The 25,991-nt window shown below is 72.1% G+C and carries 21 protein-coding genes; 7 read left to right on the forward strand and 14 right to left on the reverse strand.

Features of this window, described 5'->3' with window-relative positions; genetic code table 11:
• Nucleotide 1 precedes the first annotated feature (1 nt).
• Nucleotides 2–1,369 (reverse strand): MFS transporter, encoded by a 1,368-nt coding sequence (locus tag OG627_RS00950; RefSeq protein WP_329060412.1) that lies wholly within the window; start codon nt 1,367–1,369, stop codon nt 2–4.
• 265 nt (nt 1,370–1,634) lie between these two features.
• Between OG627_RS00950 and OG627_RS00955 the strand changes: the two genes are divergently transcribed.
• On the forward strand, nt 1,635–2,405 hold the full coding sequence (locus OG627_RS00955; protein ID WP_329060414.1) for a FadR/GntR family transcriptional regulator: 771 nt from the start codon (nt 1,635–1,637) through the stop codon (nt 2,403–2,405).
• 174 nt (nt 2,406–2,579) lie between these two features.
• Here the strand turns inward: OG627_RS00955 and OG627_RS00960 are convergent, their stop codons facing one another.
• The gene (locus OG627_RS00960) at nt 2,580–3,476 is read right to left on the reverse strand and encodes an MHYT domain-containing protein (protein ID WP_329060416.1); all 897 of its coding nucleotides are present in this window, start codon (nt 3,474–3,476) and stop codon (nt 2,580–2,582) included.
• 327 nt (nt 3,477–3,803) lie between these two features.
• Here OG627_RS00960 and OG627_RS00965 point away from each other — a divergent pair, with 327 nt between their 5' ends.
• Both OG627_RS00965 and OG627_RS00970 read left to right on the forward strand, forming a co-directional pair.
• Complete coding sequence (locus tag OG627_RS00965) at nt 3,804–4,613, forward strand: NPP1 family protein (protein ID WP_329060418.1); 810 nt, start codon at nt 3,804–3,806, stop codon at nt 4,611–4,613.
• Nucleotides 4,614–4,741: 128 nt separating this feature from the next.
• Entirely contained in the window at nt 4,742–6,151 is a 1,410-nt protein-coding gene (locus tag OG627_RS00970) for a CAP domain-containing protein (protein ID WP_329060420.1), read from the forward strand.
• Between the two features lie 40 nt (nt 6,152–6,191).
• Here the strand turns inward: OG627_RS00970 and OG627_RS00975 are convergent, their stop codons facing one another.
• Nucleotides 6,192–6,986, reverse strand: a complete 795-nt coding sequence (locus OG627_RS00975) for a DUF4232 domain-containing protein (protein ID WP_329060421.1) — start codon at nt 6,984–6,986, stop codon at nt 6,192–6,194.
• Between the two features lie 170 nt (nt 6,987–7,156).
• Here OG627_RS00975 and OG627_RS00980 point away from each other — a divergent pair, with 170 nt between their 5' ends.
• Both OG627_RS00980 and OG627_RS00985 read left to right on the forward strand, forming a co-directional pair.
• Nucleotides 7,157–8,434: a PP2C family protein-serine/threonine phosphatase gene (locus OG627_RS00980; protein WP_329060423.1), complete on the forward strand. Its 1,278-nt coding sequence runs from the start codon at nt 7,157–7,159 to the stop codon at nt 8,432–8,434.
• A gap of 131 nt (nt 8,435–8,565) precedes the next feature.
• Nucleotides 8,566–10,011 carry a carboxylesterase/lipase family protein gene (locus OG627_RS00985; protein WP_329060425.1) on the forward strand — a complete coding sequence of 482 codons (1,446 nt, stop codon included), beginning with the start codon at nt 8,566–8,568 and terminating at the stop codon, nt 10,009–10,011.
• Between the two features lie 78 nt (nt 10,012–10,089).
• Here OG627_RS00985 and OG627_RS00990 read toward each other — a convergent pair whose 3' ends face one another.
• The 6 genes from OG627_RS00990 to OG627_RS01015 form a co-directional block, all read right to left on the reverse strand.
• Nucleotides 10,090–10,920: an aldo/keto reductase gene (locus OG627_RS00990; protein WP_329060427.1), complete on the reverse strand. Its 831-nt coding sequence runs from the start codon at nt 10,918–10,920 to the stop codon at nt 10,090–10,092.
• Between the two features lie 148 nt (nt 10,921–11,068).
• Nucleotides 11,069–13,018 carry a S53 family peptidase gene (locus OG627_RS00995; protein ID WP_329060429.1) on the reverse strand — a complete coding sequence of 650 codons (1,950 nt, stop codon included), beginning with the start codon at nt 13,016–13,018 and terminating at the stop codon, nt 11,069–11,071.
• A gap of 279 nt (nt 13,019–13,297) precedes the next feature.
• Nucleotides 13,298–14,716, reverse strand: coding sequence for a GH1 family beta-glucosidase (locus OG627_RS01000; RefSeq protein WP_329072250.1), 1,419 nt, complete (start codon nt 14,714–14,716; stop codon nt 13,298–13,300).
• A 127-nt stretch (nt 14,717–14,843) separates the two neighbouring features.
• Nucleotides 14,844–15,767, reverse strand: a complete 924-nt coding sequence (locus OG627_RS01005; RefSeq protein ID WP_329060431.1) for a carbohydrate ABC transporter permease — start codon at nt 15,765–15,767, stop codon at nt 14,844–14,846.
• A gap of 18 nt (nt 15,768–15,785) precedes the next feature.
• Nucleotides 15,786–16,799: a carbohydrate ABC transporter permease gene (locus OG627_RS01010; RefSeq protein WP_233518076.1), complete on the reverse strand. Its 1,014-nt coding sequence runs from the start codon at nt 16,797–16,799 to the stop codon at nt 15,786–15,788.
• A gap of 173 nt (nt 16,800–16,972) precedes the next feature.
• Nucleotides 16,973–18,274: an ABC transporter substrate-binding protein gene (locus OG627_RS01015; protein WP_329060436.1), complete on the reverse strand. Its 1,302-nt coding sequence runs from the start codon at nt 18,272–18,274 to the stop codon at nt 16,973–16,975.
• Between the two features lie 276 nt (nt 18,275–18,550).
• Here OG627_RS01015 and OG627_RS01020 point away from each other — a divergent pair, with 276 nt between their 5' ends.
• Nucleotides 18,551–19,582 (forward strand): LacI family DNA-binding transcriptional regulator, encoded by a 1,032-nt coding sequence (locus tag OG627_RS01020; protein WP_329060438.1) that lies wholly within the window; start codon nt 18,551–18,553, stop codon nt 19,580–19,582.
• A 170-nt stretch (nt 19,583–19,752) separates the two neighbouring features.
• Here the strand turns inward: OG627_RS01020 and OG627_RS01025 are convergent, their stop codons facing one another.
• The gene (locus OG627_RS01025) at nt 19,753–20,721 is read right to left on the reverse strand and encodes an SDR family NAD(P)-dependent oxidoreductase (protein WP_329060441.1); all 969 of its coding nucleotides are present in this window, start codon (nt 20,719–20,721) and stop codon (nt 19,753–19,755) included.
• A gap of 302 nt (nt 20,722–21,023) precedes the next feature.
• Between OG627_RS01025 and OG627_RS01030 the strand changes: the two genes are divergently transcribed.
• Nucleotides 21,024–22,034: an alpha/beta fold hydrolase gene (locus OG627_RS01030; protein WP_329060443.1), complete on the forward strand. Its 1,011-nt coding sequence runs from the start codon at nt 21,024–21,026 to the stop codon at nt 22,032–22,034.
• A gap of 184 nt (nt 22,035–22,218) precedes the next feature.
• On the opposite strand, the gene OG627_RS01035 is transcribed toward OG627_RS01030, so the two are convergent.
• Genes OG627_RS01035 through OG627_RS01050 form a run of 4 tightly spaced genes read right to left on the reverse strand, consistent with a single transcriptional unit; the run spans nt 22,219 to nt 25,984 of the window.
• Complete coding sequence (locus tag OG627_RS01035; protein WP_329060445.1) at nt 22,219–22,749, reverse strand: flavin reductase family protein; 531 nt, start codon at nt 22,747–22,749, stop codon at nt 22,219–22,221.
• A gap of 23 nt (nt 22,750–22,772) precedes the next feature.
• Nucleotides 22,773–23,567, reverse strand: coding sequence for an alpha/beta hydrolase (locus OG627_RS01040; RefSeq protein WP_329060447.1), 795 nt, complete (start codon nt 23,565–23,567; stop codon nt 22,773–22,775).
• The gene (locus OG627_RS01045; protein ID WP_329060449.1) at nt 23,564–24,748 is read right to left on the reverse strand and encodes an LLM class flavin-dependent oxidoreductase; all 1,185 of its coding nucleotides are present in this window, start codon (nt 24,746–24,748) and stop codon (nt 23,564–23,566) included. Before OG627_RS01045 ends, OG627_RS01040 begins: the two co-directional genes overlap by 4 nt.
• Before the next feature lie 3 nt (nt 24,749–24,751).
• Complete coding sequence (locus OG627_RS01050; protein WP_329060451.1) at nt 24,752–25,984, reverse strand: acyl-CoA dehydrogenase family protein; 1,233 nt, start codon at nt 25,982–25,984, stop codon at nt 24,752–24,754.
• Nucleotides 25,985–25,991 lie beyond the last annotated feature (7 nt).

The raw sequence follows: 25,991 nt of genomic DNA on the forward strand, positions 1-25,991 counted from the left end.
CTCAGTGCACCTCAAGAAGCGGCTGGTCCGCGGGGTCGGAGGGGTCGGCGGGCCGGCGCCTGGCAAGGACCACCATGAGCACCGCGGACAGCAGCATGAAGCCGCCCACGACGAACATGGAGAGGGTGTAGCTGCCGCTGAAGTCCTTCAGCCAGCCCGTGATGTAGCCGGCGGCGAAGCCCGCGATGTTGCCGGCCGTGTTGATCAGCGCGATGCCCGCGGCGGCGGCGGCACCGGTCAGGAACCGGGAGGGGATCGACCAGAAGACGGGCAGCGCGGCGAAGATCGAGCACGCCGTCACGGTGATCACGGCGATGGTCGCGGCCGGTGAGTCCATGTAGAGGGCGAGCGGGATCGAGATACCGCCGATGACGGCGGGGCCCGCGACGTGCCAGGTCCGCGTTCCGTGCCGGGTCGCGTTCCGCGACCAGAAGAAGAGGACGACGGCTGCCGGGAGATAGGGGATGGCGGTGATCAGCGCCTTGTCCATCACGCTGAACGACGTGCCGAAGCTCTCCTGGAAGCCCTCGATGATCGTCGGCAGGAAGAAGGCGAGCGCGTACAGGCCGTAGATGAATCCGAAGTAGACCATCGCGAGGACCCAGACCCGGCCGCTGCGGAAGGCTTCCTTCAGCGCCTCGCGGCCGTGGCTGCTCTCCGTGCTGCCCGTCTTGGTGGCGTTCTCGGCGGCCAGCTCGGAGGTCAGCCACTCCTTCTCGGCGGCGTTCAGCCACTTGGCGTCGGCGGGACGGTCGATCAGGTAGAACCAGGCGACGACGCCCAGGAGGATCGCGGGGATCGACACGAACAGGAACATCACGCGCCAGCCCTCAAGGCCGAACAGTCCGTGGTGGCCGATCAGCCAGCCGGCGAGCGGGGCTCCGATGACGGTGGTGAGCGGCTGCGCGAGGTAGAAGAGGGCGAGCACCTTCGTACGGTGCCGGGTGGGCACCCACTGGCTCAGGAAGAGGATCGCGCCCGGGAAGAAGCCCGCCTCGGCGACACCGAGCAGGAAGCGCAGGCCGTACAGCTGTTCGCTGCTCTGCACCCAGGTGAACAGCAGGGACACGATGCCCCAGGTCACCATGATCCTGGCGAGCCAGCGGCGGGCGCCGAAGCGGTGCAGCGCCATGTTGCTGGGGACTTCGAGAACGATGTATCCGATGAAGAAGACCCCGGAGGCGAATCCGAACTGCGCCGCTGTGAGCGCCAGGTCCTGCCCCATGCCGTTCGGCTCCGCGAAGGAGACGGCGGTGCGGTCCAGATAGTTCACGAAGAACATCAGGGCCACGAAGGGGACGAGCCGGATCGAGACCTTCCTGATGGCTGATCTCTCCACGGCGGATGGAGGCGCGGCGGTGGCACCCATGGTGACTCCCTCGGCTGCGCCGGACAGCTCTGTCCGGACTCGGGTCATAGTCGGCAGCGATCGTGGCGCGAAGAGAGCGGCACCCGCTCGACCGGCTGATGTGTCTTCAACGTAACCCCCAGAAGAAAATTGGTCACCAATTGACCAATGTGGCGAGGGTCACTCTTTATGTGACCTGGATCTCTCTTGACAACAACGTCCGACGGCCGAGAATGGGACGACTCAGGACGTCCCTGAACAGCGGGAACACCCATCTGGTGTACTGGTGACCGTGACCAGTCAGCCCGATCAGCCCGCGTCCGCCTCGCCGGATCTCGCCCAGCTACTACGCCCCGTCGTACGCGAGTCCTCGGTCAGCGAGGTCGCCAAGCGGCTCCTCGACCATCTGTCCGCCGGTGACATCAAGCCCGGCACCCGGCTGCCCGCCGAGCGACAGCTCGCCGAGGCGCTGGGCGTCGCGCGCTCCAGCGTGCGGGGCGCCCTCTCGGCGCTCGATGTGCTCGGCATCGTGGAGATCCGCCCCGGCTCGGGTTCCTACGTGCGCGAGGGGACCTCGGAGTTCCTGCCGCGCGCCATCAACTGGGGCCTCATGCTGGGCCAGCGGCGCACCCAGGACCTGGTCGAGGTGCGGACACACCTGGAGGGGGTCTCGGCGCGGCTGGCGGCGGAACGCGCCACCGACGAGGACGTCGTCCGGCTGGAGGACCATCTGCGCCGGATGCGGAACGCGGGGACGGACGCCGCGTCGTTCATCGACGCGGACATCGCCTTCCATCTGGAGACGGCGACCATCGCCGGCAACTCGGTGCTCAGCGACATCCTGCACAGCATCAGGGCGCTGTTGCAGGTGTGGATGGAACGGGTCAGCGATCTGGAGGGGACGGTGAGCGGCACCCTGTGCGAGCACGACGCCGTCCTGACCGCCATCCGCGACCGCGACCCCGACGCGGCCAACGAGGCCATGGCCGAGCACATGCGCATGGCCAACGCGCGGCTGCGGGAGTCCATCGGCGCCGACGACCGGCCGAACGGCTGACCGACCGACCCGCCGACCCGCCGACCTCCGACCTGCCGGCCTCCTGACCTCCCGGTTCACCGGCCGTCCGTCGAACACGACCCGCGCCGCCCCGTACGGTCACGGGGCGGCGCGGGTCGTGCGGCGGTCGGGCCGGGGCGCGGTGGCCCGTGACCGTACCGGGCAGGGGCCCGGCTACCAGTCGCGGGCGTCCTGCGAGCCCTGGTGGCGTCCCGGCCCCGTGAGCGGCGCCGGCGGGGGCCGGTGGTCCGTGGCCGCGTCATAGGCCGGCGGCCACACCGGGCGGGCCGGCGCGTCCTTCCGTACCGACTTCGCCTCCGGCCGGTCCCACTCCCCCTCACCGAGGACCAGCAGCGGGTCGAACATCACCACCACACCCGCCAGCACCAGGAAGACCACCGGGCCGAGCAGCATCGGGAACATGATCGACGAGGCCGAACCGCCGCCCGCCGAGACCCGGGTGAGGCCCTGGAGATGCACGCTGATCGCGGCCATCCCCGTGTAGTGCATGCCGGTCACCGCGATACCCATCACCATGCTCGCCCCGAGGCTCGGGAGGAAACCGTGGATCGACACGGCCGCCCAGAGCGCGGCGGTCGCGGCGACGACGGCGATCACCACGGAGAGCACCACGATCGCGGTGTCGTACTCCATCCGTCCGTGCAGACGCATTCCCGCCATACCGATGTAATGCATGGCCGCCACCCCGAGACCGGTGATGGTGCCCGCGCTGATCAGCGCCCCCCGGGACGCGCCCCGGTACCCCACGATGAAGACCCCGACGCCGACCACGACGATCGCCACCGCGAGGCTGGCGAGGGTCGTCGGCACGTCGTACCCGATCGACACCTCCTCCACCTGGAATCCGATCATGGCGATGAAGTGCATCGTCCAGATGCCCGAGCCGATGGACGTCGCGCCGAGCGCCAGCCATCCGGGTTTCCAGGAGCGCTCGGTACGCAGCGACCTGGTGGTGCAGCGAAGCCCCAGGGCCGAGCCCAGGCAGGCCATGAGATAGGCCGCCACAGGAGTGACGGCTCCGTAATTGAATCCATCGATGGTGCCCTGCATGAGCGGTGCGCCCTCCACCCCGTGTCAGAAATGTGCAGAAGCCGTGTGTTTATGGTGGCGACACTATGGCCATAACCCGCCTTCACAAACACCGGTCCGATCACTTGTTGATAAAGGTGCTCCACGTGGCGTGACCGAATGGGGCGAATCTCCACTGATGCCCCGACTTCTCCCGGTCGTCATTCCGGCCAGCCGCCGACCGCGGCTCCGCCGCCCGAAGGGGGGCCCTGGTTCAGGGAGTTCGACGTCCCTACCCTGTTGCCGGTGCCCCACCAGGCACGGATACATCGCAGGCCGCATGCTTCCCCCTGAGCACGAGGAGATTCGATGTCACACCGCCCCCGCCGCTTCCTGACCGGTTCACTCACCGCCGCGTCACTGATCGCGGGACTGCTCCTCCTGCCCGCGCAGGGCGCGGCGGCCAATGAACCCCTCCCCGAAGGCCCGGCCACCCTCCAGGACTTCGCCGCCGCGTCCGTACCCCAGTGGAACTTCGCCCGCGCCAACAACAACGACCCCTGCTGGCCCGAGTCCGCCTTCGGCGCCGACGGCGCTCCGGCCGCCGGCGGCAGCGTGCAGAACTGGCCGAACAGCGACGGCGGTTGCGCTCCGCACGGAGCGCCGTTCCCCACGTACTACACCGTCCAGAAGTGCTCCGCCGACGAGATACGCGTCGTCTTCACCATCTACCAGGCCACCAGCGGCTTCCAGCCGTCGGGACACCGGCACGACTTCGAGCACGTCGAGGTGGTCTGGCGCAAGAACGGCACCGACTGGACCAGGGACCGGCTGCTGCTGAGCGCGCACGGCGGCCACCGCGTCGTGTCGTGGGCGGACGCGGAGAGCTGGAACCGCGACCGGGGACACGCGGCCAAGGGGCTGGAGCACCCCCGGATCTTCGTGGGGTTCGGAAGCCACTCGATGTACAACAACCAGGGCGGCCGCAAGGACGTGATCTCCGCCTACACCGATGAGTACCGGCACGCCGACTACCCGTCCTGGGCCGACCAGGGCGGCGGCCTGGTGGAGGTCGCCAAGGACAGCGCGCTCCAGCAGAAGTTCGACGCGAACGCCGCCGCCTGGGGCAGCGCGGACAGCAACCCCGGCAAGATGGCCCGGGATTCCTGCTCCCACTGACGGCCCGCTCGTGCGGGCCGGCCGGACTGACGGCCGCGCGGAACCGCCGGACCCCCGCGCGACGTTGCCTGAGCAGCGTCGCGCGGGCGGCGCTGGTCCGCGACGGTACGGAGGGACGGACGGTGCCGATGACCGAGATGACGGCCGGGGGCAATCTGGCCCTGCCGGACGGAGAGCTGTCGATACGGGTGCCGGGTCCTTTCGACCTGTCCGTGCTCGTCACCGGCGACAGCGGAAGGGTCGCCGGTGACGGCGACTTCGTCTTCTACAACCAGCCTTCGGCCCCCGGGGCCAGGCTGGAGGCGGACGGTGTCCGGGTGGACCCGCGGCGGCTGCGGGCCGGGGCGAGCCGGATCACCGTGGTGATCAGCCCGGCCGACCCGGGTACGGCGCTCGGCCTGCTGCCCGTCCCCACCCTCACCGTCACCGGGCCGGGCCCGGGGACCGTCGCGCGGTTCACTCCCCCGCGCCCGGCGCACGAGACGGTGCTGCTGCTGGCGGAGATATACCGGCGCGGCGGCGGCTGGAAGCTGCGGGCGCTGGGGCAGGGATACGCGGACGGACTGGCCGGACTCGCGCGTGACTTCGGCGTGGACGTGGCGGAGGAGGTCGCCGGGCCGCCACCGGCGGGGCCGGTACGGTCGGGACCGGCGCCGGCCGGGCCCGCGCCGTCGCGCCCCGCCCCTTCACGGCCCGTTCCGCCGGGTCCCGGGTCCCGGTCGGGTTCCGGTTCCGCGCACGGCGGCCCGCCGGCCGGTACGGAAGCGGAGTTCGCCGGGCTCGTCCGGGCCGAGCGGCAGCGGGCGGGCGTGGCGCCGGTGGCCATGGACGCGCGGCTGTCGGCGGCGGCGCGGGACCACGCGGCGGCGATGGCGCGGCAGCGGCGGCTCGACGCGCGGGGGCCGGACGGGATCTCCGTCTTCCAGCGGATCACCGCGGGCGGATACCGCTATCTGCGCCTGGAGCAGCATCTGGTCTCCGGTCCCCGCACCCCGGCCGAGTTCGTGGACTACTGCCTGGGCGGCGAGGCGACCCGTGGTCCGCTGCGCGATGCCACGCTCACCGAGGCGGGCATCGGTCACGCGGTCGATCCGCGCTCCGGCGACTTCTACTGGACGGCGCTGTGGGCGGGGCCCTGCACGGCCGACGGGCTGGCCGCGACCGCGGCCGAGATCGTCGTGCTCACCAACGCGGAGCGGACCGCCGCCGGGCTCAGGCCGCTGGCCGGTGACGCCCGGCTGGCGGTCGCGGCGCAGGACCACTGCGCCGACATGGCCGCGCGCGCCTTCTACGCGCACACCTCGCCCGAGGGGCTCCAGCCGTGGGACCGCGCGGCGGCGGCCGGGGCCGCCCACCGGGGCATCGGCGAGAACATCGCCTGCGGCCAGCGCACCGCGCGCGAGGTGGTCCGGGGCTGGATGGACAGTCCGGGTCACCGGGCCAACATCCTCAAGCCGGACTTCACCCACCTGGGCACGGGTTTCGCGGGCGGCGGCCCGTCCGGCACCTACTGGGCGCAGGTCTTCGGCCAGTCGTGACCGCGCGCCGCGGGCTGACCGGCCGCCGCGCGTGTGCCCGTCACCCCGCCCGCATCGCCGTCACGGTGAAGGTGTCACCGCAGACGACGGGCTTGGACGTACTCAGCGTCATGGCGTCCTTGGAGCCCGGCGGATAGATCTTGATCAGGCTCGGCGCGGCCCAGCAGGACGATCCCTTGATGCCCTTGTTCAGCGTGTGCAGCGTGGTCTGCGCGGCGCCTCCGGGCGCGAGCCTGACGGCGCCCAGCTGTCCGCCCTCGCGGGTGGCCGGCTTGCCGATGGGCGCGCCGTCGCCCGCGAGGAGCGAGACGCCCGGGAAGCCCTGGAGCGTACAGGCGCTCGACGCCTTGTTGACGAGGCGCAGGTCGTAGCGGATGTTTCCGGCGCCCACGTCGGGGGGGCCGAGGCTGATCCCGAGCTGGTCCGCCGTGCACCGCGACGCGGTGGTGGCCTTCGCGCCGCCGCTCGCCGTACCGGCACCCGGTTCGGTGCCGGGGCTGGCCGCCGACTGCGCGGAGGTCCCGGACGAGTCGGGCGCGTCGGAGGCACCGGTCGTGGGGGATTCGGCGCTCGCGGTGGCCGGACTGTCGGAGCCGGCCGCCGCGCCGCCGCCCGACGTGCCACCGGCGCCGCACGCGGCCGTCGCGACGGCGAGCACCGTCGCGGTCACCGCCATCGTGCCCGCGCGCCACGCCCGGCCGGTCCTCGGGGGCCGCCGGGCCGCCCGTGCTGCCGCCGCACGGGTTCCCGGCCGGTCCTGCGCGTGCTGGTCCCGCGCGTGCCGGTCCTGCGCGTCCTGGTCGGTCGTCCTGGGGATCTGGAAGTGATCGGACATACGGTCCACCTGCCCCTCCACGTCGTACGTATACCCGGGCGTACTTATACCCCGATATACGGAGAGCGTCCGCTCTCTCCGGGAAGACGGCATCCGGAGCCGATCCGTGCCCCGGGACGGCGGGCGATTCCGGCGCGGTGGTGTGAGACTTCAGTTGAGGAGTTGATCGCATGGCGAGCGAATCTTCCGGCGCGGCCGAGCGGGAGGACCTCGACGAACGGCTGCTCGAAAAACTGCTGGCCGAGGCGCACACGGCGGCCCCGATGGACCTGCCCGGGGTGGTGAACCGGTGCGCGACCGCCATCGGTCTGGAGAGCGTCGTCATCTATCTCGTCGACATCCAGCAGCGGCATCTGGTGCCGCTCACCCACGGGCTGCCCGTGATCGACCTGGACGCCTCGGTCGCGGGCTGGACCTACCGGACGCTCGATCTGCGGGTCGAGGAGTGCGGCGACGGCGCGCTCACCGCCTGGCTGCCGCTGGTCGACGGGGTGGAACGGCTCGGGATCCTCGGCGTGCGGACGGTCGTGCTGGACCCGGTGAGGCTGCGGCGCAGCCGGATGCTCGCCTCCGTACTGGCCATGGCGATCACCTCGAAGCGCGCGTACAGCGACAGCTTCGCCCGGCACTCGCGCACCGAACCGATGGATCTGCCCGCGGAGATGCTCCGCGCCCTGCTCCCGCCACGGACCATCGGCAGCGAACACGCCGTCTCCACGGCCGTGCTGGAGCCCGCCTACCACATCGGCGGCGACGCCTTCGACCACTCCCTGACCCAGTCGACCCTGCACGCCGCGATCTTCGACGCCATGGGCCACAACCTGGCCTCGGGGCTGACCACCTCGGTGGCCCTGGCGGGCTGCCGCAACGCCCGTCGGGCCGGCGCCGAGCTGCCGGAGCTGGTCGACACGATCGACCAGGCGCTCGGCCGGTGGCTGCCCGACCAGTACTGCACCGGCATCGTCACCCAGTTGGACCTGACGGAGGGGATCTTCCGCTGGTGCAACTGCGGCCATCCGCCGCCGCTGCTGATCCGGGGCCAGCAGGTGGTGGACGCGGCGCTGGAGCGCACTCCGCAGCCGCCGATGGGGCTGCCCGCCCAGTTCGCCACCGAGCCGCGCGCGGCCTACGAGGTGGTGCTGGAACCCGGCGACCGGGTGCTGCTGTACACGGACGGGGTGACGGAGTCCCGGATCGAGGGCGGCACGGAGTTCGGACTCCGCCGCTTCACCGATTCGATCATCCGGGGCGCGGCGGCCGGCGAGCTGGCGCCGGAGGCGCTGCGCCGGATCATCCACTCGGTCCTCGATCTCCAGAAGAACGTGCTGCGCGACGACGCCAGCCTGCTGCTCATCGAGTGGCGCTCGCCCCGGCCCCGGTCCGCGCCTCTCGCCCCCGCCCCCGCCACCAGCAGCGCCAGGGTGATCCGGACGCAGGGGGACACGTAGGGGTACGACGTGTCGCGGACGCGGCGGCAGGAAAGGGTGCCGGTATGTGGGCGCGTCGACACGGCGACGCGCCGGCCGGCCCGCCCCGGGCAGCGCTCGGACACCGGGCCGCAGGACAGACGAGGAGTGCCATGGACCCCATCGTCACCACCGAGTACGGCCGGGTGCGCGGGCGGATGGAGGGCGCCGTCGCCGTCTTCCGCGGCATTCCCTACGCGGCGCCGCCCGTCGGGCCGCACCGGTTCCGCCCGCCGGCCGCCCCGGCGCCCTGGGACGGCGTACGGGAGGCGGCCGTCTTCGGCCCCACCGCGCCCAAGAACCCGTACGCGCCGCCGCTGGACCAGCTGCTGCCGGATCCGGAGGTGGCGGGCGACGGCTGCCTCAACCTCAATGTGTGGACACCCGATCCCGGCGCCGCCGGGCTGCCGGTGATGGTCTGGATCCACGGGGGTTCGCTGCGGTACGGCTCGTCGGCCGTGGAGACGTACGACGGCGCCGCCTTCGCCAGGGACGGTGTGGTGCTGGTCTCGGTCAACTACCGGCTGGGGATCGAGGGCTTCGGGATGTTCCCGGACGCCCCCGCCAACCTGGGGCTGCGCGACCAGCTCGCGGCCCTCGCCTGGGTGCGGCGCAACGTGGCGGCGTTCGGCGGCGATCCGGACCTGGTCACCGTCTTCGGGGAGTCCGCCGGCGCGTTCTCCATAGCCGGGATGCTGGCGTCCCCGTACTCGGCCGGGCTGCTGCGCCGGGCGGTGCTCCAGAGCGGTGTCCCCTCGGCCGTGACCCCGGCGAAGGCCCGCCGCACCACCCGGCGCGTCGCCGCGCGGCTGGGCGTCCCGGCCACCGCCGCCGCGTTCGCCGCCGTGGACCGGGCCCGGCTGTTGCGCGCCCAGGGCGAGGCGGTCAGCGGCAGCCCGCTGGGCGGCGGCGCGGCCTTCGATCTGGTGGTGGACGGCGACGTGCTCCCCGAGGACCCGGCGCGGGCGCTGTCCGAGGGCCGGGCCGGGGACGTGGAGCTACTGCTGGGCACCAACACCGAGGAGTACCGGCTGTGGTTCGTGCCCGGCGGAACCATCGACCGGATCACCCCGCTCACGCTGCGCCTCGCCCTGATCAGATTCGGGGTACGCGGCCGGACAGCCGCCGTCTACCGGGCCAACCGGCCGGGCGCGTCGCCCGGGGAGATCCTCGGCGCGCTCGCCACCGATCTGCTGCTGCGTATGCCGCTCGTCCGGCTCGCCGACGCCCGCCGCGCGGCCCCCGCCGCCACCTATTTCTACGAGTTCGGCTGGCCGTCGCCGGTCGGCGGGCTCGGTGCCTGCCACGGCCTGGAGATCGGCTTCGTCTTCGACACCCTGCGGGTCCCGGCGACCGTACGGCTGACCGGACCGGACGCTCCGGAACGGCTCGCCGACGCCATGCACCGCGCCTGGGTGGACTTCGCCGCCAAGGGCGACCCCGGCTGGCCGGCCTGGGACGGCTCACGCCCCGTCATGACGTACGGCTCCGCGGAGCCTGCCGTGGTACGCGCCCCCCGCGACGACGAGCGGCGCGCCTGGGAGCGCCGTGGGCGGTGAGCCGGTGGCGCGCGGCGGCCCCGGGGCCGGGCACCGCCGCGCGCAACGCAACGTTCGGAGACCGCGCGGAACCCGCGTTCAGAACTCCTCGTGGACCTCGGGGTCCCCGCCGAGCCTGTGGTGCGGACCGGCCGAGATCGTCTCCATCTCGTCCTCGGTCAGCCGGAAGCCGAAGATGTCCAGGTTCTGCCGCTGCCGGGCGGGGTCGGCGGACTTCGGGATCGGTACCGCGCCGAGCTGGGTGTGCCAGCGCAGCACCACCTGGCCCGGGGTGACCCCGTGCGCGGCGGCGATCGCCACGATCTCCGGCTGTTCCAGCAGCCCCCGGCCCCGGCCCAGCGGACTCCAGCTCTCGGTGCGGATGCCCTTGGCGTCGTGCGTGGCGCGCAGCCGCGCCTGCGGGAAGCCCGGGTGCATCTCGATCTGGTTGACCGAGGGCAGCACGCCGGTCTCGTCCTCCAGCCGCGCGAGGTGCTCGGCGGTGAAGTTGGAGACGCCGATGGAGCGCACTAGTCCGTCCTCGCGGAGCTTGATCATCGCCTTCCACGACGCGACGTACTTGTCCACGCGCGGCAGCGGCCAGTGGATGAGGTAGAGGTCGACGTAGTCGAGTCCGAGCCGCGCGCGGGACTCCTCGAACGAGGCGAGGGTCTCCTGGTAGCCCTGGTGGCGACCGGGGAGTTTGGTGGTGACGACGATGTCCTCGCGCGCCACCGCGCTCGCTGCGACGCCGCGTCCTGTGCCCGTCTCGTTGCCGTAGTTCAGCGCGGTGTCGATCAGCCGGTAGCCGAGCGCCAGCGCCCCGGCGACGGCCTTCTCCGTCTCGGTGTCGTCGAGCGGATAGGTGCCGAGGCCGATGGCGGGCAGCGCGCCGCCGTCGTTGAGCGGATGGACCGGAGTGGTGGTCACGGATCTCCTTCTTCCTCTCGCTGTCCGGTCCGACCAGCGTAGAGCGGGGCCGGTCGGCGGGCCCGGCGGGGGCGGCCGGGCCCGGGGCCGGACAGGGCGGTGGCCCCCGTACGGCAATACGGGGGCCACGGCCGGTACGCGGGTGCGGTCAGCGGGTGCGGTACGAGGTCACGTATCCCGGCGCCGGGCTGCCCACGCCCGTCACGTCGTCGTATCCGACGACGGCGGACAGCGAGCTGTCCTGGCCGAGGCTGCGCAGCGAGGTGGCGATCCCGTCCGCGCCGTCGTGACCGTTCACGAAGTCGTTCCGTACGACCGCGAGCCGTCGGCCCGCGCCCAGCGGACGGTCGGTCACGTCGTGGTAGGCCGACGTGCCGTACCGCTGGTAGATGGCGGGGTTGGCGAAGCCGATCGGCAGTCCGCGGCGGGCCTGCTGGGCGAGCGCCTGGACGCCGGCGACGACCGGTGCCGCCAGCGACGTGCCGCCGATGCGGTACTCGTCGTATCCCCGGGTGCCGTCGGGCAGGGTCTGGGTCTGGCCGACGAGGAAGCCGGTGTTCGGGTCGGCGACGGCGGCGATGTCGGGGGTGGTCCGCATCGGGGTACCGCCGTTCGCCCTGGCGAGGGCGTCGGGGACGGTGCCCCGCTGGTAGTACGGCTGCGGGACGGTGGCGCTGGTGCCGCCGCCGGCCCCCGAGGTGTACGCGCCCGGGAAGTCCGTCCAGCCGCGCCCGTCGGCGGAGAGGTTGGCCTTGAGGGTGCCCCAGCCGGTCTCCCACTGGTACGGCTCGTGCTTGCCGACGGCGAGCGAGGTGCCGCCCACGGCGGTCACCCACGCGGAGTTCGCGGGCATGTCGATCTGCTTGGTGCCGGTGGAGGCGACGTTGTCGCCGTCGTCGCCCGAGGAGAAGTAGAAGCCGATCCCCTCGACGGCGCCGAGCTGGAACACCTGGTCGTAGGCGGCGGCGGAGGCCGGGGTCTCGTTGGACTCCAGGTCGCCCCAGGAGTTGGAGACGATGTCGGCGAGGCGGCCGTCGACGATTCCGGAGAGGGAGTCCAGCAGGTCGTCGTCGTAGCAGGAGGCGGCGCCGACGTAGACGATGCCGGCGTCGGGCGCGAGCGCGTGGACGGCTTCGACGTCGAGGGTCTCCTCGCCGTACCAGCCGGAGGCGCCGCACTCCTCGGTGCTGTGGTACTCGGCGGGCAGCACCTGGGACAGCTGGCCCTTGCGGTACGCCTGGTCGCCGTTGCGCCTGGCGTAGGTGGCGGCGTCGCGGGCGATGGTGGGCGAGGCGTACGCGTCGGTGATGGCGACGGTGACGCCCTTGCCGGTGAAGTTCTTCGCGCCGTACGCGGGGCGCAGCTGCTTGCCGGTGTAGCCCTTGACCGCGTAGGGGGCCTTCGTGCCGTACGCCGACGGCAGCTTCGTGCCGGTCCTCGATCCGTAGTACGTCGAGAAGGGACCGGCGTTGCGGAAGACCTCGTCGGGCGGCGGCAGCGTGTCGTCGTGGCGTGCCTTGTGCGGCGCGTTGTCGAGGCCGGTGACGGTGAGGACCGCGCCGTCCAGCGAGTCGGGCACCGAGGGCGTGGTCTCGGGCGCGCGGTAGGTGTGGCCGTCCTTGGCGTAGTTGTGGAGGCGGGTGGAGAACGCCTTCTCCACGGCGGCGGTGCTGCCGCTGACCGTCACGTAGTGCCGGTCGGAGCCGGTCACCTTCAGACCGGCCGAGGTCAGCCAGGAGGTGACGCGGGCCCGCTGGGCGGCCGTGGCGCCGAAGCGGGCCTCGGCCTGGCGCGCGGTCAGATACGCGCCGTACGAGGCGGATCCGGGGTCGGACACCGCCTCGGCGTACCGGGCGAGTCCGGCGGCGTCCCGGCCGGCGAGATGGACGCGGGCGGTGATCCGGCCGGAGCCGGGGGCGCTGCCCCGGTCGGCCTGCCGGGTCGCCCACAGCGGCTTGGTGCCGGCGAGCGTGTCCCGTCCGGCGGGTCCGGTGTCGGCGCCTGCGGACGGTATGCCGAGTGCGAGGGCGCCGACGACCATCGGCAGTGTCGCCGCCCAGGTCAGTCCGGCGCGCAGGCGCGGTCGGCTGGATCTCATGGAACCCCCTGCGGTGTGAGTGAACGGGTGCGGCGGGCCGGGTGGTTGGCAGCCGCACACAAGGGATCACTCTTTCGACCAACCGTTCATCAAGGGGACATGCGTTGGCCAAGGACACTCAAAGACTCGTCATGCCCGGATCAACCGCCCGGAGCCGGTCCGGTCCGCGCGGTCCGCACCCGCCCCGTACCCGCCGCCGCGCCGCTCCGTCCCCGGTCCCGGACGCGCCCGGAGCGGCGAAGCCCCTGTACGGCTCCGCCGCTCCGCCCGCCCCGCCCGCTACCGCGGGTGCAGCGTGCCCGTACGGGCCAGTTCGGCGTACCAGTGCGCACTGGACTTGGGCGTGCGGCGCTGGCTCGCGTAGTCCACGTACACCATCCCGAAGCGCCTGCCGTAGCCGTACGCCCACTCGAAGTTGTCGAGCAGCGACCAGAGGAAGTAGCCCTGGATGTCGGCCCCTTCCTCGATCGCCCGGTGGACGGCCGCGAGGTGGTCGCGGAGATAGGCGATGCGCTCGGGGTCGCGGACCTCGCCGTCGGGTCCCGCGTAGTCGTCGAAGGCCGCGCCGTTCTCGGTGATCATCACGGGCAGCCCGGGGTGCTCCCGCCGTACCCGCGTCAGCAGTTCGTACAGACCGCTCGGGTCGATCGTCCAGCCCATGGCGGTCCTGCTGCCGGGGGTCTGGTGGAAGGCGACCCGGTCGGCGCTCGGCCAGGGGCTGTGCTCACTGGCGCCGTGGCCGTCGGACTGGTGGACGGAGGGGCTCTCGTGGTGGGAGACGAGCGTCGGCGAGTAGTAGTTGACGCCGAGGAAGTCGAGCGGCTGGTGGATGAGTCCGAGGTCGCCGTCCTGGACGAACGACCAGTCGGTGACGGACGCGGTGTCCTCCATGATGTCCGCCGGGTAGGCGCCGTCCAGCATGGGGCCGGTGAAGATCCGGTTGGCCGTGCCGTCGATCCTGCGGACCGCGTCGGCGTCCTCGGCACTCGGCGTCAGCGGCCGCACGTGGTGCAGGTTGAGCGTGACGGAGATCCGCGCTTCGGCGGGCAGCCGCTCGCGCAGCGCCTTGACCGCGAGGCCGTGCCCCAGATTGAGGTGGTGCGCGGCCCGCAGCGAATCGGCGGCGTCGGTGCGGCCCGGGGCGTGGACGCCGGAGCCGTAGCCCAGGAACGCGCTGCACCAGGGCTCGTTGAGCGTCGTCCAGGTCGTGACCCGGTCGCCGAGGGCGTCCGCGACGAGACCGGCGTACTCGGCGAAGCGGTACGCGGTGTCCCGCTCGGGCCAGCCGCCCGCGTCCTCCAGCTCCTGCGGCAGGTCCCAGTGGTAGAGGGTGGCGACGGGCTGGATCCCCTTCTCCAGCAGCCCGTCGGCCAGCCGCCGGTAGAAGTCGAGCCCCTTCACCGAGGCGGGCCCGTTCCCGGTGGGCTGGACGCGGGGCCAGGAGACCGAGAAGCGGTACGCGCCGACGCCGAGGCCGGACATGATCTCGATGTCCTCGGGCCAGCGGTGGTAGTGGTCGGTGGCGATGTCACCGGTGTCGCCGTTGCGCACGCGGCCCGGGGTGTGGGAGTAGACGTCCCAGATGGAAGGGGTACGGCCGTCCTCCTGGGCGGCGCCCTCGATCTGGTAGGCGGCTGTCGCGGTCCCCCACAGGAAGCCGGCGGGGAACGTGAGGGGCGCCGCGGGGTCCGGGACCAGCCCGGGGGTGAGTGCGGCGGTGGAGGTGGAGGTGGCCACAGGGGGTCCTTCCGCAGAGATATGACGGTGTACGGGGAACGGTGGAACGTGGGTGGAGGTGACGGGGGGGGAAAGCCCTGACGGCGGGTCAGCCCTTGACGGCGCCCTGCATGATGCCGCCGACGATCTGACGGCCGAAGACGATGAACATCGCCAGCAGGGGCAGCGTGCCGAGCAGCGCGCCCGCCATGATCACCGACTGGTCACGGACATAGCCCGCGCTGAGCTGGGAGAGAGCCACCGGAATCGTGGGGTTCGTCATGTCCAGCGCGATGAAGGGCCAGAAGAAGTCGTTCCATGCCTGGACGAACGTGATCATGAACAGCACGGCCATCGGCGGCCGGGCGATCGGCAGGACGATGGACCAGAAGATCCGCAGCGAGTGCGCGCCGTCGATCCGCCCCGCCTCGATCAGCTCGTCGGGCAGCGCCTCCTTGAGGTACTGCCGCATGAAGAACACCCCGACCGCGCTGACCAGCGTCGGAAAGATCACGGAGGGCAGCTTCTGCCCCCAGCCGAGGTCCGCCATCATCATGAACAGCGGGACGACACCGAGCTGCGGCGGCACCATCATCGTGCCGATGACCAGCATCAGCAGGATATTGCGGCCCTTGAAGCGCAGCTTGGCGAAGGCGAAGCCGGCCAGGGTCGCGAAGAAGACCGTCGAGAGAGCGATCACCCCCGCGACGATCAGGCTGTTCAGCATCGCCTGGCCCATGGCGGCGTCGGTCCACGCCTTGCCCAGGTTCTTGAACAGGTTGGGTCCCGGCAGGAAGGGCGGCGGGGTCTGGGTCACCCGGGTGTTGTCGGTGGAGGCGGCCACCATCGTCCAGTACAGCGGGAAGAGGGAGACCAGGGCGGCGAAGCCGAGCAGGACGTAGGCGAGCGGACCGGCGTGGTGCTGGCGGCCCGCGCCCGGCCGCAGCGCGCGGCCGAACCGGCGCTCGGCGGGGCGCGAGGGTGTGGTCCGGTCCTGCGCGTCCGCCAGGACCGGTGCGATATCGGTGGTCATGGGCTGCTGGCTCCCTGGTCAGGACTTGCGGGATGTGACGCGCCCGATGACGCGCTGGAGGACGAAGACGAGGATGAGGATGAGGAACATGGCCCAGGCGATCGCGGAGGCCCGTCCCATCTGGTAGTTCTTCCAGCCCTCTTCGTAGAGCAGCAGGCCGAGCGTCTGGTACTGGTTGTCGGCGCCGCCGCTGACCCCGTTCGGCCCCTGTCCGAAGATCAGCGGTTCGCCGAAGAGCTGGGTGGCTCCGATCGTGGAGAGCACGATGGTGAAGATGATCGTGGCGCTGATGCCCGGGATGGTGACCGTGCGGAACTGCTGCCAGCGCGAGGCGCCGTCGATCGCCGCCGCCTCGTAGAGGTCCCTCGGGATAGCCTGCATGGAGGCCAGGTAGAGCAGCGCGTTGTAGCCGGTCCAGCGCCAGATCACGATGGTGGAGATGGCGAACTGGGCGGGCCACTTCTCGCTCGACCAGTCGATGGAGTCGACCCCGACGAGTCCGAGCGCCCAGTTGACCATGCCGAAGTCGCGCTCGAACAGCATGGTGAAGACCAGGGCGGCGGCACCGATCGACGTGGCGTAGGGGGCGAGGGCGGCGACCCGGAAGAACACGGAGCCGCGCAGCCGGTAGTTGAGCAGATGGGCCAGGCCGAGCGCCATCAGCAGCTGCGGCACGGTGGAGATGACACCGATGGTGAAGGTGTTTGCCAGCGCGTTCCAGAACAGATCGTCCTGGAGCAGATCGGTGAAGTTGGCGAGGCCGCGCCACTCCCGCGTGTGCATCGTGGACAGCTCGACGCGGTGCAGCGAGATCCAGAAGGTGTAGAGCAGCGGGTAAAGGCCGAAGGCCCCGAAGATGAGGAAGAACGGGGCGATGAATCCGTAGGGCATCGCCCCGAGGTCGAGGCGGTGGATGAGGGTGCGTCGCGACTGCCGGGAGGAACCGCCGCCCGCGCCGCCCTTCCCGGGAGGACCGGCTGACGCGGGGTGCGGCTGCCCGCCCGTGGGGGCTGCCGGGGTGGAGGTGGCCACGAGGGCTTCCTTCCGTGGAGTTGACCGGTGGTGCGGTGACGGTGGTGCGGTGAGGCGGTACGCGGGACCGGCGGGAGCCGCGTGTCCCGCGAGGGGGGGGCGGCCGGGCCGGAAGAGGCACCGGCCGCCGGAACACATCACGTCGGCCGGACGGAGCCGGCGACGGGATCGGATCAGCGCGTCAGCTTCTTGATCCGCTCGTCGGTCGTCTTCCACGCCTCGTCGGCGCTCTTGCCCTTGTCGACGAGCTGGAGTCCCTGCGAGAACGCGTCCTTGATGTTGCCGTCCTTGCGTCCCAGGACCTGCTTGTTGGGGATCTCCTTCGCCGCCTCGCCGAAGATCTGGCCGATCGGGGCGTCGCTGAAGTACTCGGACTTGGCGTTCTGGACGGCGGGCAGGTCGATCGCCGTCTTCGAGGAGGGGAGGTTCCCGAGCTTCTCGAAGATGAACGCCTGCTGTTCGGGCGCGGTCAGCCAGGCGACGAGCTTCTGGGCCTCTTCCTTGACCGGGCTCTTGTCCATCACGCCGAGGAACGCGCCGCCCCAGTTGGCGCCCTTGGGCGCCTTGGCGACATCCCACTTGCCCTTGTTCGCCGGCCCCGCCTTCTCGCTGATGTGGCTGAGCATCCAGGCCGGGCAGACGGTGGAGGCGAAGGTCGAGTTGGCCAGTCCCGGGTCCCAGCCGGGCTGGAACTGGGGCAGCTTGGCGGTCAGCTTGGCGTCCGACGCCGAGACCGCCAGGTTCCAGGCGTCCTTCACCACCGGGTTGTCCTGGTAGATGAGCTTGCCGTCCTCGTCGTAGAACTGCTTCTCACTGCCGTAGATCATCGCGTTGAACAGCCCGCTGGAGGCGTCCATGAAGGAGACCTTCTTGTTCTTCGACTGCTGCTTGAAGGTCCGGCCCGCCTCGACGTACTTGGACCAGTCGCCCGCCCACAGCTTCGCCACCTCCTCGCGGTCGGTCGGCAGACCGGCCTGCTCGAACAGGTCCTTGCGGTAACAGACCGCCATCGGGCCGATGTCCGTGCCCAGCCCCAGCAGCTTGCCGTCCTTGGCGGTGACCTGGCTCAGCTTCCACGGCAGGAAGTGATCGATGCCTTCGGTCTTCGACAGATCCATGAACTTGTCGGCCTGGGTGTCGACCAGTTCCTTGGCCCGGCCTATCTCTATCCCCTGGATGTCCTTGAGACCGGAGCCGGCCGCCAGGTGCGTCTGCAGCGCGGTGTAGTACGTCTGCTCGTCGCCGGCCACATCGGCCTCGATCTTGATGGTGGGGTTTTCCTTCATGTAGCGGTCGAGGAGGCCGCTCTCCTTGTACCCCATGACCCCGAAAAGGCCCATGCTGATGACGGTCTTGCCGTCCTTGGTGGTCGCCTTGTCCGCGTCGTCGCCGCTGGAACAGCCGGCGACGAGTACGAGCGAGACCGCGGCCGCTGTCGCGGACGCGAGGGTGGAACCGAAGCGATGACGGGCCATGCCCATGGTGCTTCCTCCTAGCAGCGGCGCCCCGGCGTGCGCCCGCTGCGGCTCAGGATCGACTGGATGAGAGACCCGCCCCGGGAGAAATTGGGAGCGCTCCCAACGGGTTGTGGAAGACTCTCCGTAGACACAGGGTCGTGTCAAGAGTCGAAGTCGGTTCCGTTGCGCGAATGTGTCCGGGCACCGGCTCCGAGCCGCCGGCATACCGGACGGTCGGCACAATCTCCTGGTGAGCGCTTCGGCGCCGTGGGAGAGCAAGAGTCAGGAGACGCGATGAGCAGCCGTAAACAGCCAGGCCAGAGGCCAACTCTTGAAGCCGTGGCCCAGCTGGCGGGCGTGGGCCGCGGCACCGTCTCGCGCGTCGTCAACGGCGCTCCCGGGGTCAGCGCCAGGGCGAGGTCTGCCGTGGAGACGGCCATCGCGGAACTCAAGTACGTACCGAATCCGGCCGCGAGATCCCTGGTCACCAGCCGGACCGACAGCATCGCGCTGGTGATACCGGAGTCGGAGAGCCGGCTCGCGTCGGAGCCGTACTTCTCGGCCGTCATCCGGGGGGTCAGCACGGAGCTGGCCGACACCGACATGCAGCTGCTGCTGATCCTCGTCCGGGACCAGCGCGAGCGGGACCGGCTGATCCGGTTCGTGGAGGCGCGCCGGGTGGACGGGGTGCTGCTGGTCGCGGTCCACCGCGACGACCCGCTGCCCGCGTTCCTGGAGACGTCGGGGATGCCGACGGTGCTGGCGGGCCGGCGCGCCCCCGACGAGCCGCTGAGCCATGTCCAGTCCGACAACGTGGGGGGCGCGGCGCAGGCCGTGGGGCATCTGCTCGACCGGGGGCGTGAGGTCATCGCGACGATCACCGGGCCGCTCGACATGGACGTGGGCCGGAGCCGGCTGCGCGGGTGGCACGACGCGCACGCCCGGAAGGGCGCTCCCGCGCCGGACGAAGCCCTGGTCGCCCCGGGCGACTTCACCGAGGAGGGCGGGCGCGCCGCCATGCGTGAACTTCTCGAACGCCGGCCGGGTCTCGACGCCGTGTTCGCCGCGTCGGACGTGATGGCGGCGGGCGCGCTGACCGTACTGCGGGAGCGTGGCCGGCGGGTGCCGGAGGATGTGGCGGTGATCGGTTTCGACGACTCGATCGTCGCGCGCCACACGGTGCCGCCGCTGACGAGCGTGAGTCAGCCGACGGAGGAGCTGGGGCGTACGATCACCCGGCTGCTCCTCGACGAGATCAACGAACCCACGCTCACGCACCGCTCGCTGACGCTGCCCACCACGCTCACCCACCGCAGCACCACCTGAGCACCGGGCCCGGCCCGGCCCGGCTCGCGGTCGCGGTCGCGCCGCGCCGCGCGGCGGGCCCGTACGGGCGTGCGCGTGCCCCCGACCGCGCCGTACGGGCGGGGCGGGGGGGGCACGCCGCGGTGCGACCGCGGGCCGGGGGTGAGGGGGCAGGCGCCGGGCGTCAGGCGTCAGGACGACGGTGCGAACGCGTCGACCCCGGTGAGTTCCGCGGACATCCGCCACAGCCGGGCCGCCTGCTCGGGATCGGTGGCGTGGGCGCTCACCCCGCCGGGGACGGAGCCGTCCGGAGCGTGCGGTTCCGCGATGTCGCAGTCCTCGCAGTAGACCCCGCCCTCGCCCGCGAGGGCGGGCGACGTCGCCGCCCACACCTGGGTGGCCGCGCCCTGCTCCGGTGTCTTGAACGCGGTGTTCACCGGATCGCCGTTCTCGTCGACCCAGCCGGACCTGACCATCTCCTCCCGGGTCAGATGGCGTTGGAGCGGGGTGAGGATGCCACCGGGATGGAGCGAGAAGGCGCGCACGCCCGCCTCCCTGCCGAGCGCGTCGAGCCGCAGGGCGAACAGCGCGTTGGCCGTCTTCGCCTGGCCGTACGCCTGCCACTTGTCGTAGTCCCGCTCGAACCAGGGGTCGTCCCAGCGGATGCCGGAGATCTGGTGGCCCACCGAGGACACCGAGACGACCCGTGCGCCACCGGGCTCGATCGCCGGCCAGAGCCGGTTGACGAGCGCGTAGTGGCCGAGGTGATTGGTGGCGAACTGCGCCTCCCAGCCGGGGCCGACCCGGGTCTCGGGACAGGCCATGATCCCGGCGTTGTTGATCACGATGTCGATGGTGCGGCCGGAGCCGAGGAAGCGGCCGGCGAAGCCGCGGACGCTGTCGAGGTCGGCGAGGTCCAGCTCGTCGACCTCCACCCCGTCGATGCCGTCGAGCGCCTTCGCGGCCGCCTCGGGCCGCCGGGCCGGCACGACGACCCGGGCGCCGGCGCCCGCGAGCGCCCGCGTGGTCTCCAGGCCGAGGCCGGAGTAGCCGCCGGTCACCACGGCGAGCCGGCCGGTGAGGTCGATGGAGCGCAGTACCTCCGCCGCCGTGCTCCGGGCGCCGAACCCCGAACCGATTCTGTGCTGTGCGGTAGTCATGCGGCGCAGGCTACGAAGTGGAGTGCGCTCGAAGTCAAGGCGACGGCCGGACCGTCCCGGGTTTCACCCGCACGATCACCTCGGCGCCCGATGTGACCGATCTACGCGATCTACCCGATTCGATCGATCCGCCCGGACAGCGGGCCCCGGCCGCGCCCCGGCCGTCCTGCTGAACGAGTGTCGAATCCATCAGCGGACCGCACGGCGCGAACCGCCCACGATCGGGTCATTGATGTCCGCCCCGGAGTGACCAACTGCTAGGCAGGGACGTTCCTGTACGTACCGGAGCCTCTGGAGTCAGCATGTCCATCGATACCGTCCTCGCCCAGGAACAGACATCACCCGGCGCGGGCCCCATCATCCCGGGGCAGACCGCCGACGGGGAGCAGGCAGCAGCGGACGGCCCGGTCGAGGAACGGGACCTGACGTTCGACGGCTTCCGCTACACCTGCCGGATCGTGCACCACGGGGAACCGCTGACCGAGCCGATGCTCCTGCTCGGCGGCTCCTCGCAGGACCGCAACTCCTGGGTGCGGCACGAGAAGTGGCTGAGTCCGCTGGGGCAGGTGATCACGGTCGACCTGCCCGGGTACGGGACGGCCGACTTCCTGCCCGCGCACTACGGCATCGACTTCCTCGCCGCCACCGTCCGCCATCTGCTCACCGAACTCGGCGTACCGCGCGTCAACCTGATCGCGGCCTGCTACGGCGGCGCGGTGGGGGTGCGCTTCGCGCAGCACTACCCGGACCTGGTCGCCCGGCTGATGCTCGTCGGCATGACCACCCGGATCCCCGCCGACTACGCGGTGGCCATGGAGCGCTGGGCCGTCATGATCGACCGGGGCGAGACGGAGACCATCGCCCGCGAGCTGGCCGACCACTTCATGTCGCCCCCCGGCACGGGCCGGGTCCGCAAGCACGCCGCCGTGTCCCGGCTCGTCTACCAGCAGATCGCGGGCCAGACCCCGGAGGAGCTGAGCAAGTCGGCGGAGCACAACACCCGGCTGATGCGGCACGAGTGGTACCGGCCGGAGCCGGTACCGGCCGTCCCGAGTCTGGTGGTGACCGGGGAGCACGACACCCTGTGCACCCCGGAGATGGGGCGCGACGTGGCCGCGACCCTGCCCGAGGCACGGTTCCTGACCATCGACGAGACCGACCACCTCGCCCCGGTGGAGCGGATCGCGGACTTCTCGGACCTGATGGCGCGCTTCTGCACCGACCAGTCGCTGGACGAACTGGCCTACAGCAGCAGGCCCGAGACGCTGGGCACCGCGATCGCCGCCGACCGCTGCGACGGCACGGCCCCCTGAGCACGGCGCGGCCGTGCTCGGCGGACCGGGCCGCCCGGGTCCGTACCGGACGGCCGGAACTCCGGCCGCCCGACGACCGGCCGTTGACCGACCGACCGCCGCCCGTGATCGCCGCCCCTCGACCGCCGGCCCTCGACCATCGGCCGCGAGTCCACGAGGCAGGTCCGGGCCACGCCCCCGCGCGTCAGTCCCGGTGGTGCGGTGGCAGCGGTACGGATGTGGCGAACGCGCCGTCGTGGTGGACCAGACCGGGCCCCTGGCCGTGCCCGCCGCCCGCGTCGACCTCACCGACCACCAGGAGGTGGTCACCGACGCGCTGCCGCAGCGTCACCCGTGCGGTGAGCCAGGCCGGTACGTCGTCCAGCAGGGGCACCCCGTCGTCGCCCTCGCTCCACGCGACCCCGTCGAAGCGGTCGATGCCGCTGCGCGCGAACTGCCGGGCGAGCGTGGTGTTCCCGGTGCCCAGCACATGCACGGCGAAGCGGTCGGCGGCGTGGACGGCAGCGCTGGTCGACGCCGTGAGGCCGAGGCAGAAGGAGACCAGCGCGGGTTCGAGCGAGACCGAGGTGAACGAGGTGGCGGTGAATCCGGCCGGCCCCGGCACGGTGATCACGGTGACCCCGGCCGCGTGACGGCGCAGGGTACGGCGGAGTGCCTCGGCGGCGGAGGCGGCCGCGGGTGCGGTGGGCACGGCGCCCTCGGTGGACACGGTCATCACGTTTCCCCTCGTCCGGGCGCTCACAGCGCCGCTCCCTGTTCGATCGTGAGGATCGGGCTGAGCCCGGGGTCGGCACGCAGCCGTTCGAGCCACAGCACGAGCACCGCGGCGGCGGTACGGTGCGACGCGTCGTTGAGGACGTCGTGCAGTCCGTCGTGCACCACGCCGAGCGTGGCGCGCGGCAGCCGGGCCGCCAGTTCGCGGGCCTGCTCCGGCGGGGTGACCGGGTCGGCCTCGCCGTGCAGGATCAGGGCGGGCGCAGCGGGCCGTACGTCGGTGAGCAGATGCCCGGGTACGGGCGCGGTGAGCCGGCCCCGTACGAAACGGGCGTCCTCGGTGAGCCGTGCGCGATGGGTCGGGCAGGCGGTGCGCGCCGCCAGCTCTCCGTCCCAGCCGAGGTCCGCGTCCGTGGCGTTGTCGGTGTCGGCATCGGTGTCGGTGACAGGACCGGAGCCGCTGCCGGACAGCGGCCCGGCACCGGTCGGGGCGGCCCCGGCGACGACGATGCCCTCGACCGGCAGCCCTGGGTCGGCCGCGGCGGCGGTGTGCAGGGCCTGGAGCGCTCCCGTGTCGCTGCCGACCAGGACGACGGGCACCGCGGGATCGGCTCCCGCCGCGTCCGCCGCGCGGGCCAGTACGGCTTCGGCGTCGTCCTCAGGGGTCGTCCCGAGCGCGTGGACGACATAGCCGTCGGCCGCCAGCCGCCGCCCGAACCGCTCGTAGACGAAGGGGTGTTCGCCGCGTCCCGGCAGCAGGAGCAGGGTGCCGCGCGGGGCGACCGGGGCGGGCGGCAGCCAGCTGAGCAGATCGGTCATCGTCGGCCTCCGAAGGAGTTGAGTACGGGAGTGGTGGCCGCGGTCGCCCTGCGGTGGGCCAGTTCCTGGTGGACGAGGGCGATCGGGCCCTGGCCGTACGCGACGGCGTCGTCGAGCGGGTCGTAGCCGCGGATGAGCAGGGTGGTCACGCCGATGTCGACGTAGTCGAGCAGCGCCTGCGCGACGGTCTCCGGGGTGCCGACGAGCGCTGTGGTGTTGCCGCCGGCTCCGGTGGCGGTGGCGGTCGGGGTCCACAGCGCGCGGTCGTGGAGGTCGCCCTTCGCGGCGGCGGCGAGCAGCCGCCGCGAACCGGCGTTCTGCGGGCCGGGGCCCGGTGTGCCCCGCTCGCCCCGGTGGTGGCGTGCCTGGTCGAAGAAGGGCTGTCCCGCACCGGACTTGATGGTGTCCAGGATGCGGTGGGCGCGTTCCCAGGCGAGTTCCTCGGTGGCGCCGAGGATCGGCCGGAAGGACACGCTGATACCGGGCGGACGCGCCCGGCCGGCGGCGGCCGCCGCCGCGCGTACGGAGGCGATCTGCTCGGCCGTCTCGGCGAGCGGCTCGCCCCAGAGGGCGAAGGTGTCGGCGTGCTTGCCGCCCACCCGGTACGCGGCCTCGGAGGAGCCGCCGAAGTAGAGCGGGATGCCGGAGGCGTGGACGGGCAGGACCTGGGAGCCGTACTCCTCGAAGCGGTAGTGGGTGCCCTCGTGGCTGAAGGGCTCCCCCGAGGCCCAGGCCCGGCGCACGATCGAGAGGTACTCGTCGGTGCGGTCGTAGCGCTCGTCCTTGTTCAGATGGTCGCCGTCCCTGCGCTGTTCGGTGTCGTTGCCGCCGGTGATGATGTGTACGGCGAGGCGTCCGCCGCTGAAGTGGTCGAGCGTGGCGAAGGAGCGGGCGGCGAGCGTGGGCGCGATGAAGCCGGGGCGGTGGGCGACGAGGAGCCCGAGCCGCTCGGTGTGCGCGGCGACGTACGCGGCGACCTGGGTCCCGTCCGGGCGGCCGGAGCTGTAGCCGATGAGGACCCGGTCGAAGCCGGCGTCCTCGTGGGCGCGGGCGAAGCGCGCCGTGTAGTCGCGGTCGATGGCGGGCCCGCTGGGGGGCCTGGTCTCGGAGGAGTCCTGGGTGGCGATCATGCCGATGAACTCGACGGAGGTGGCGGCGGGTGGAGTGGCCGGCTCGGTCATGGGTCAGTCGCCTTTCGGTGTGGAGCGGCGGTCGAGGGCGTGGGCGAGGGCCGTACGGCCGGTGGCGGCGAGTACGGAGTCGTCCTGGGGCGTGTGTACGCGGGCGCAGAGCATGTCGCGGTAGTGGCGTTGGAGCGGATTGGCCCGGGTGAGACCGTGGTTGCCGGTGAGGGCGACGGCCTGTTCGACGGCCCCGATGGCGGCGCGGGTGGCGAGGACCTTGACCGTCCCGGCCCGTTCCGCCGCTCCCCGGTCGCCGTCGTCGACGCGGGCGGCCAGGGTCTCGACGAGTGTGTCCGCGCCGAAGAGCGCCGCGTCGATCTCTCCGACGGCGGTCCGGAAGCGCTCCAGGGTGGCCAGCGGGGCTCCGAGCGCGGTCGGTACACGGTCGTGCAGAAAGCCGGTGAGCCAGTCGCGGGCGGCGCCGGCGACCCCCAGATAGAGGGCGGTCAGCCCCAGCGCGTTCCAGGCGGCGGTCCACGGGTCGGGGCGCGCCCCCGGGATGTCGCCGGGCTCGGCGAGCCCGATGACATCGCCCCCGGGAACGGGTACGGAGTCGAGGACGACGTCGTCGCTGCCGCTGGCGCGCAGTCCGACATGGTCCCAGGTGCGTTCGACGGTGAGTCCGGGGCTCTGCGCGCGGACGACGAAGGTGCCGACACGGACGGGGTCCTCGTCGGTCCGTGCGAAGACCAGCATCCGGCTGAGGCCGACGGCGCCGGTGGAATAGATCTTCCGGCCGGTCAGCAGCCAGTCGTCGCCGTCGCGCCGGGCGGTGGTGGCGGGCAGTCCGCCGCGTACCGGGCTGCCGAGTTCCGGCTCCACGCGCAGGGAGTTGACCAGGGCCGGTCCCGCGGCCGAGGCGTCGAGGAGTTCGGCGTACGCGGCGGGCGGCCAGCCGGGGTTACGGGCCTCGGCGGCGTGGGTGAAGAGGGTCATGGCCGTGACGAGCGCGACGGCCGGGTCTCCGGCGCCGAGCGCGCGCAGGATCCGGACGGTGTCGCCGAGCCCGGCCCCGGGCCCGCCGTGCCGGGCGGCGACGGTCGCGGTGAGCAGTCCGGCGCGGTGGACCAGGGCGAAGCCCTCGGTGGGGAAGGTGGCGTCACGGTCGTGTGCGGCGGCGCGGGCGGCGAGGGCCTGGGTGACGGCGGGCAGCCCCGCGAGGTCGGGCGGCGGCAGCGCGGGGACGCCGGTGGTCCGCCGGGTGGTCGCGCCGCCGATGAACTCGATGGCCATGGTGGTG

Source organism: Streptomyces sp. NBC_01429, from assembly GCF_036231945.1.
Lineage (GTDB): Bacteria > Actinomycetota > Actinomycetes > Streptomycetales > Streptomycetaceae > Streptomyces.

Bases quoted from the DNA above. Each gene is read 5' to 3' on its own strand.
- OG627_RS00950 (WP_329060412.1), bottom strand. From the start codon at position 1,369: ATGGGTGCCACCGCCGCGCCTCCATCCGCCGTGGAGAGATCAGCCATC.
- OG627_RS00960 (WP_329060416.1), bottom strand. From the start codon at position 3,476: ATGCAGGGCACCATCGATGGATTCAATTACGGAGCCGTCACTCCTGTG.
- OG627_RS00965 (WP_329060418.1), top strand. From the start codon at position 3,804: ATGTCACACCGCCCCCGCCGCTTCCTGACCGGTTCACTCACCGCCGCG.
- OG627_RS00970 (WP_329060420.1), top strand. From the start codon at position 4,742: ATGACCGAGATGACGGCCGGGGGCAATCTGGCCCTGCCGGACGGAGAG.
- OG627_RS00975 (WP_329060421.1), bottom strand. From the start codon at position 6,986: ATGTCCGATCACTTCCAGATCCCCAGGACGACCGACCAGGACGCGCAG.
- OG627_RS00980 (WP_329060423.1), top strand. From the start codon at position 7,157: ATGGCGAGCGAATCTTCCGGCGCGGCCGAGCGGGAGGACCTCGACGAA.
- OG627_RS00985 (WP_329060425.1), top strand. From the start codon at position 8,566: ATGGACCCCATCGTCACCACCGAGTACGGCCGGGTGCGCGGGCGGATG.
- OG627_RS00995 (WP_329060429.1), bottom strand. From the start codon at position 13,018: ATGAGATCCAGCCGACCGCGCCTGCGCGCCGGACTGACCTGGGCGGCG.
- OG627_RS01005 (WP_329060431.1), bottom strand. From the start codon at position 15,767: ATGACCACCGATATCGCACCGGTCCTGGCGGACGCGCAGGACCGGACC.
- OG627_RS01015 (WP_329060436.1), bottom strand. From the start codon at position 18,274: ATGGCCCGTCATCGCTTCGGTTCCACCCTCGCGTCCGCGACAGCGGCC.
- OG627_RS01020 (WP_329060438.1), top strand. From the start codon at position 18,551: ATGAGCAGCCGTAAACAGCCAGGCCAGAGGCCAACTCTTGAAGCCGTG.
- OG627_RS01025 (WP_329060441.1), bottom strand. From the start codon at position 20,721: ATGACTACCGCACAGCACAGAATCGGTTCGGGGTTCGGCGCCCGGAGC.
- OG627_RS01030 (WP_329060443.1), top strand. From the start codon at position 21,024: ATGTCCATCGATACCGTCCTCGCCCAGGAACAGACATCACCCGGCGCG.
- OG627_RS01035 (WP_329060445.1), bottom strand. From the start codon at position 22,749: ATGACCGTGTCCACCGAGGGCGCCGTGCCCACCGCACCCGCGGCCGCC.
- OG627_RS01040 (WP_329060447.1), bottom strand. From the start codon at position 23,567: ATGACCGATCTGCTCAGCTGGCTGCCGCCCGCCCCGGTCGCCCCGCGC.
- OG627_RS01045 (WP_329060449.1), bottom strand. From the start codon at position 24,748: ATGACCGAGCCGGCCACTCCACCCGCCGCCACCTCCGTCGAGTTCATC.
- OG627_RS01050 (WP_329060451.1), bottom strand. From the start codon at position 25,984: ATGGCCATCGAGTTCATCGGCGGCGCGACCACCCGGCGGACCACCGGC.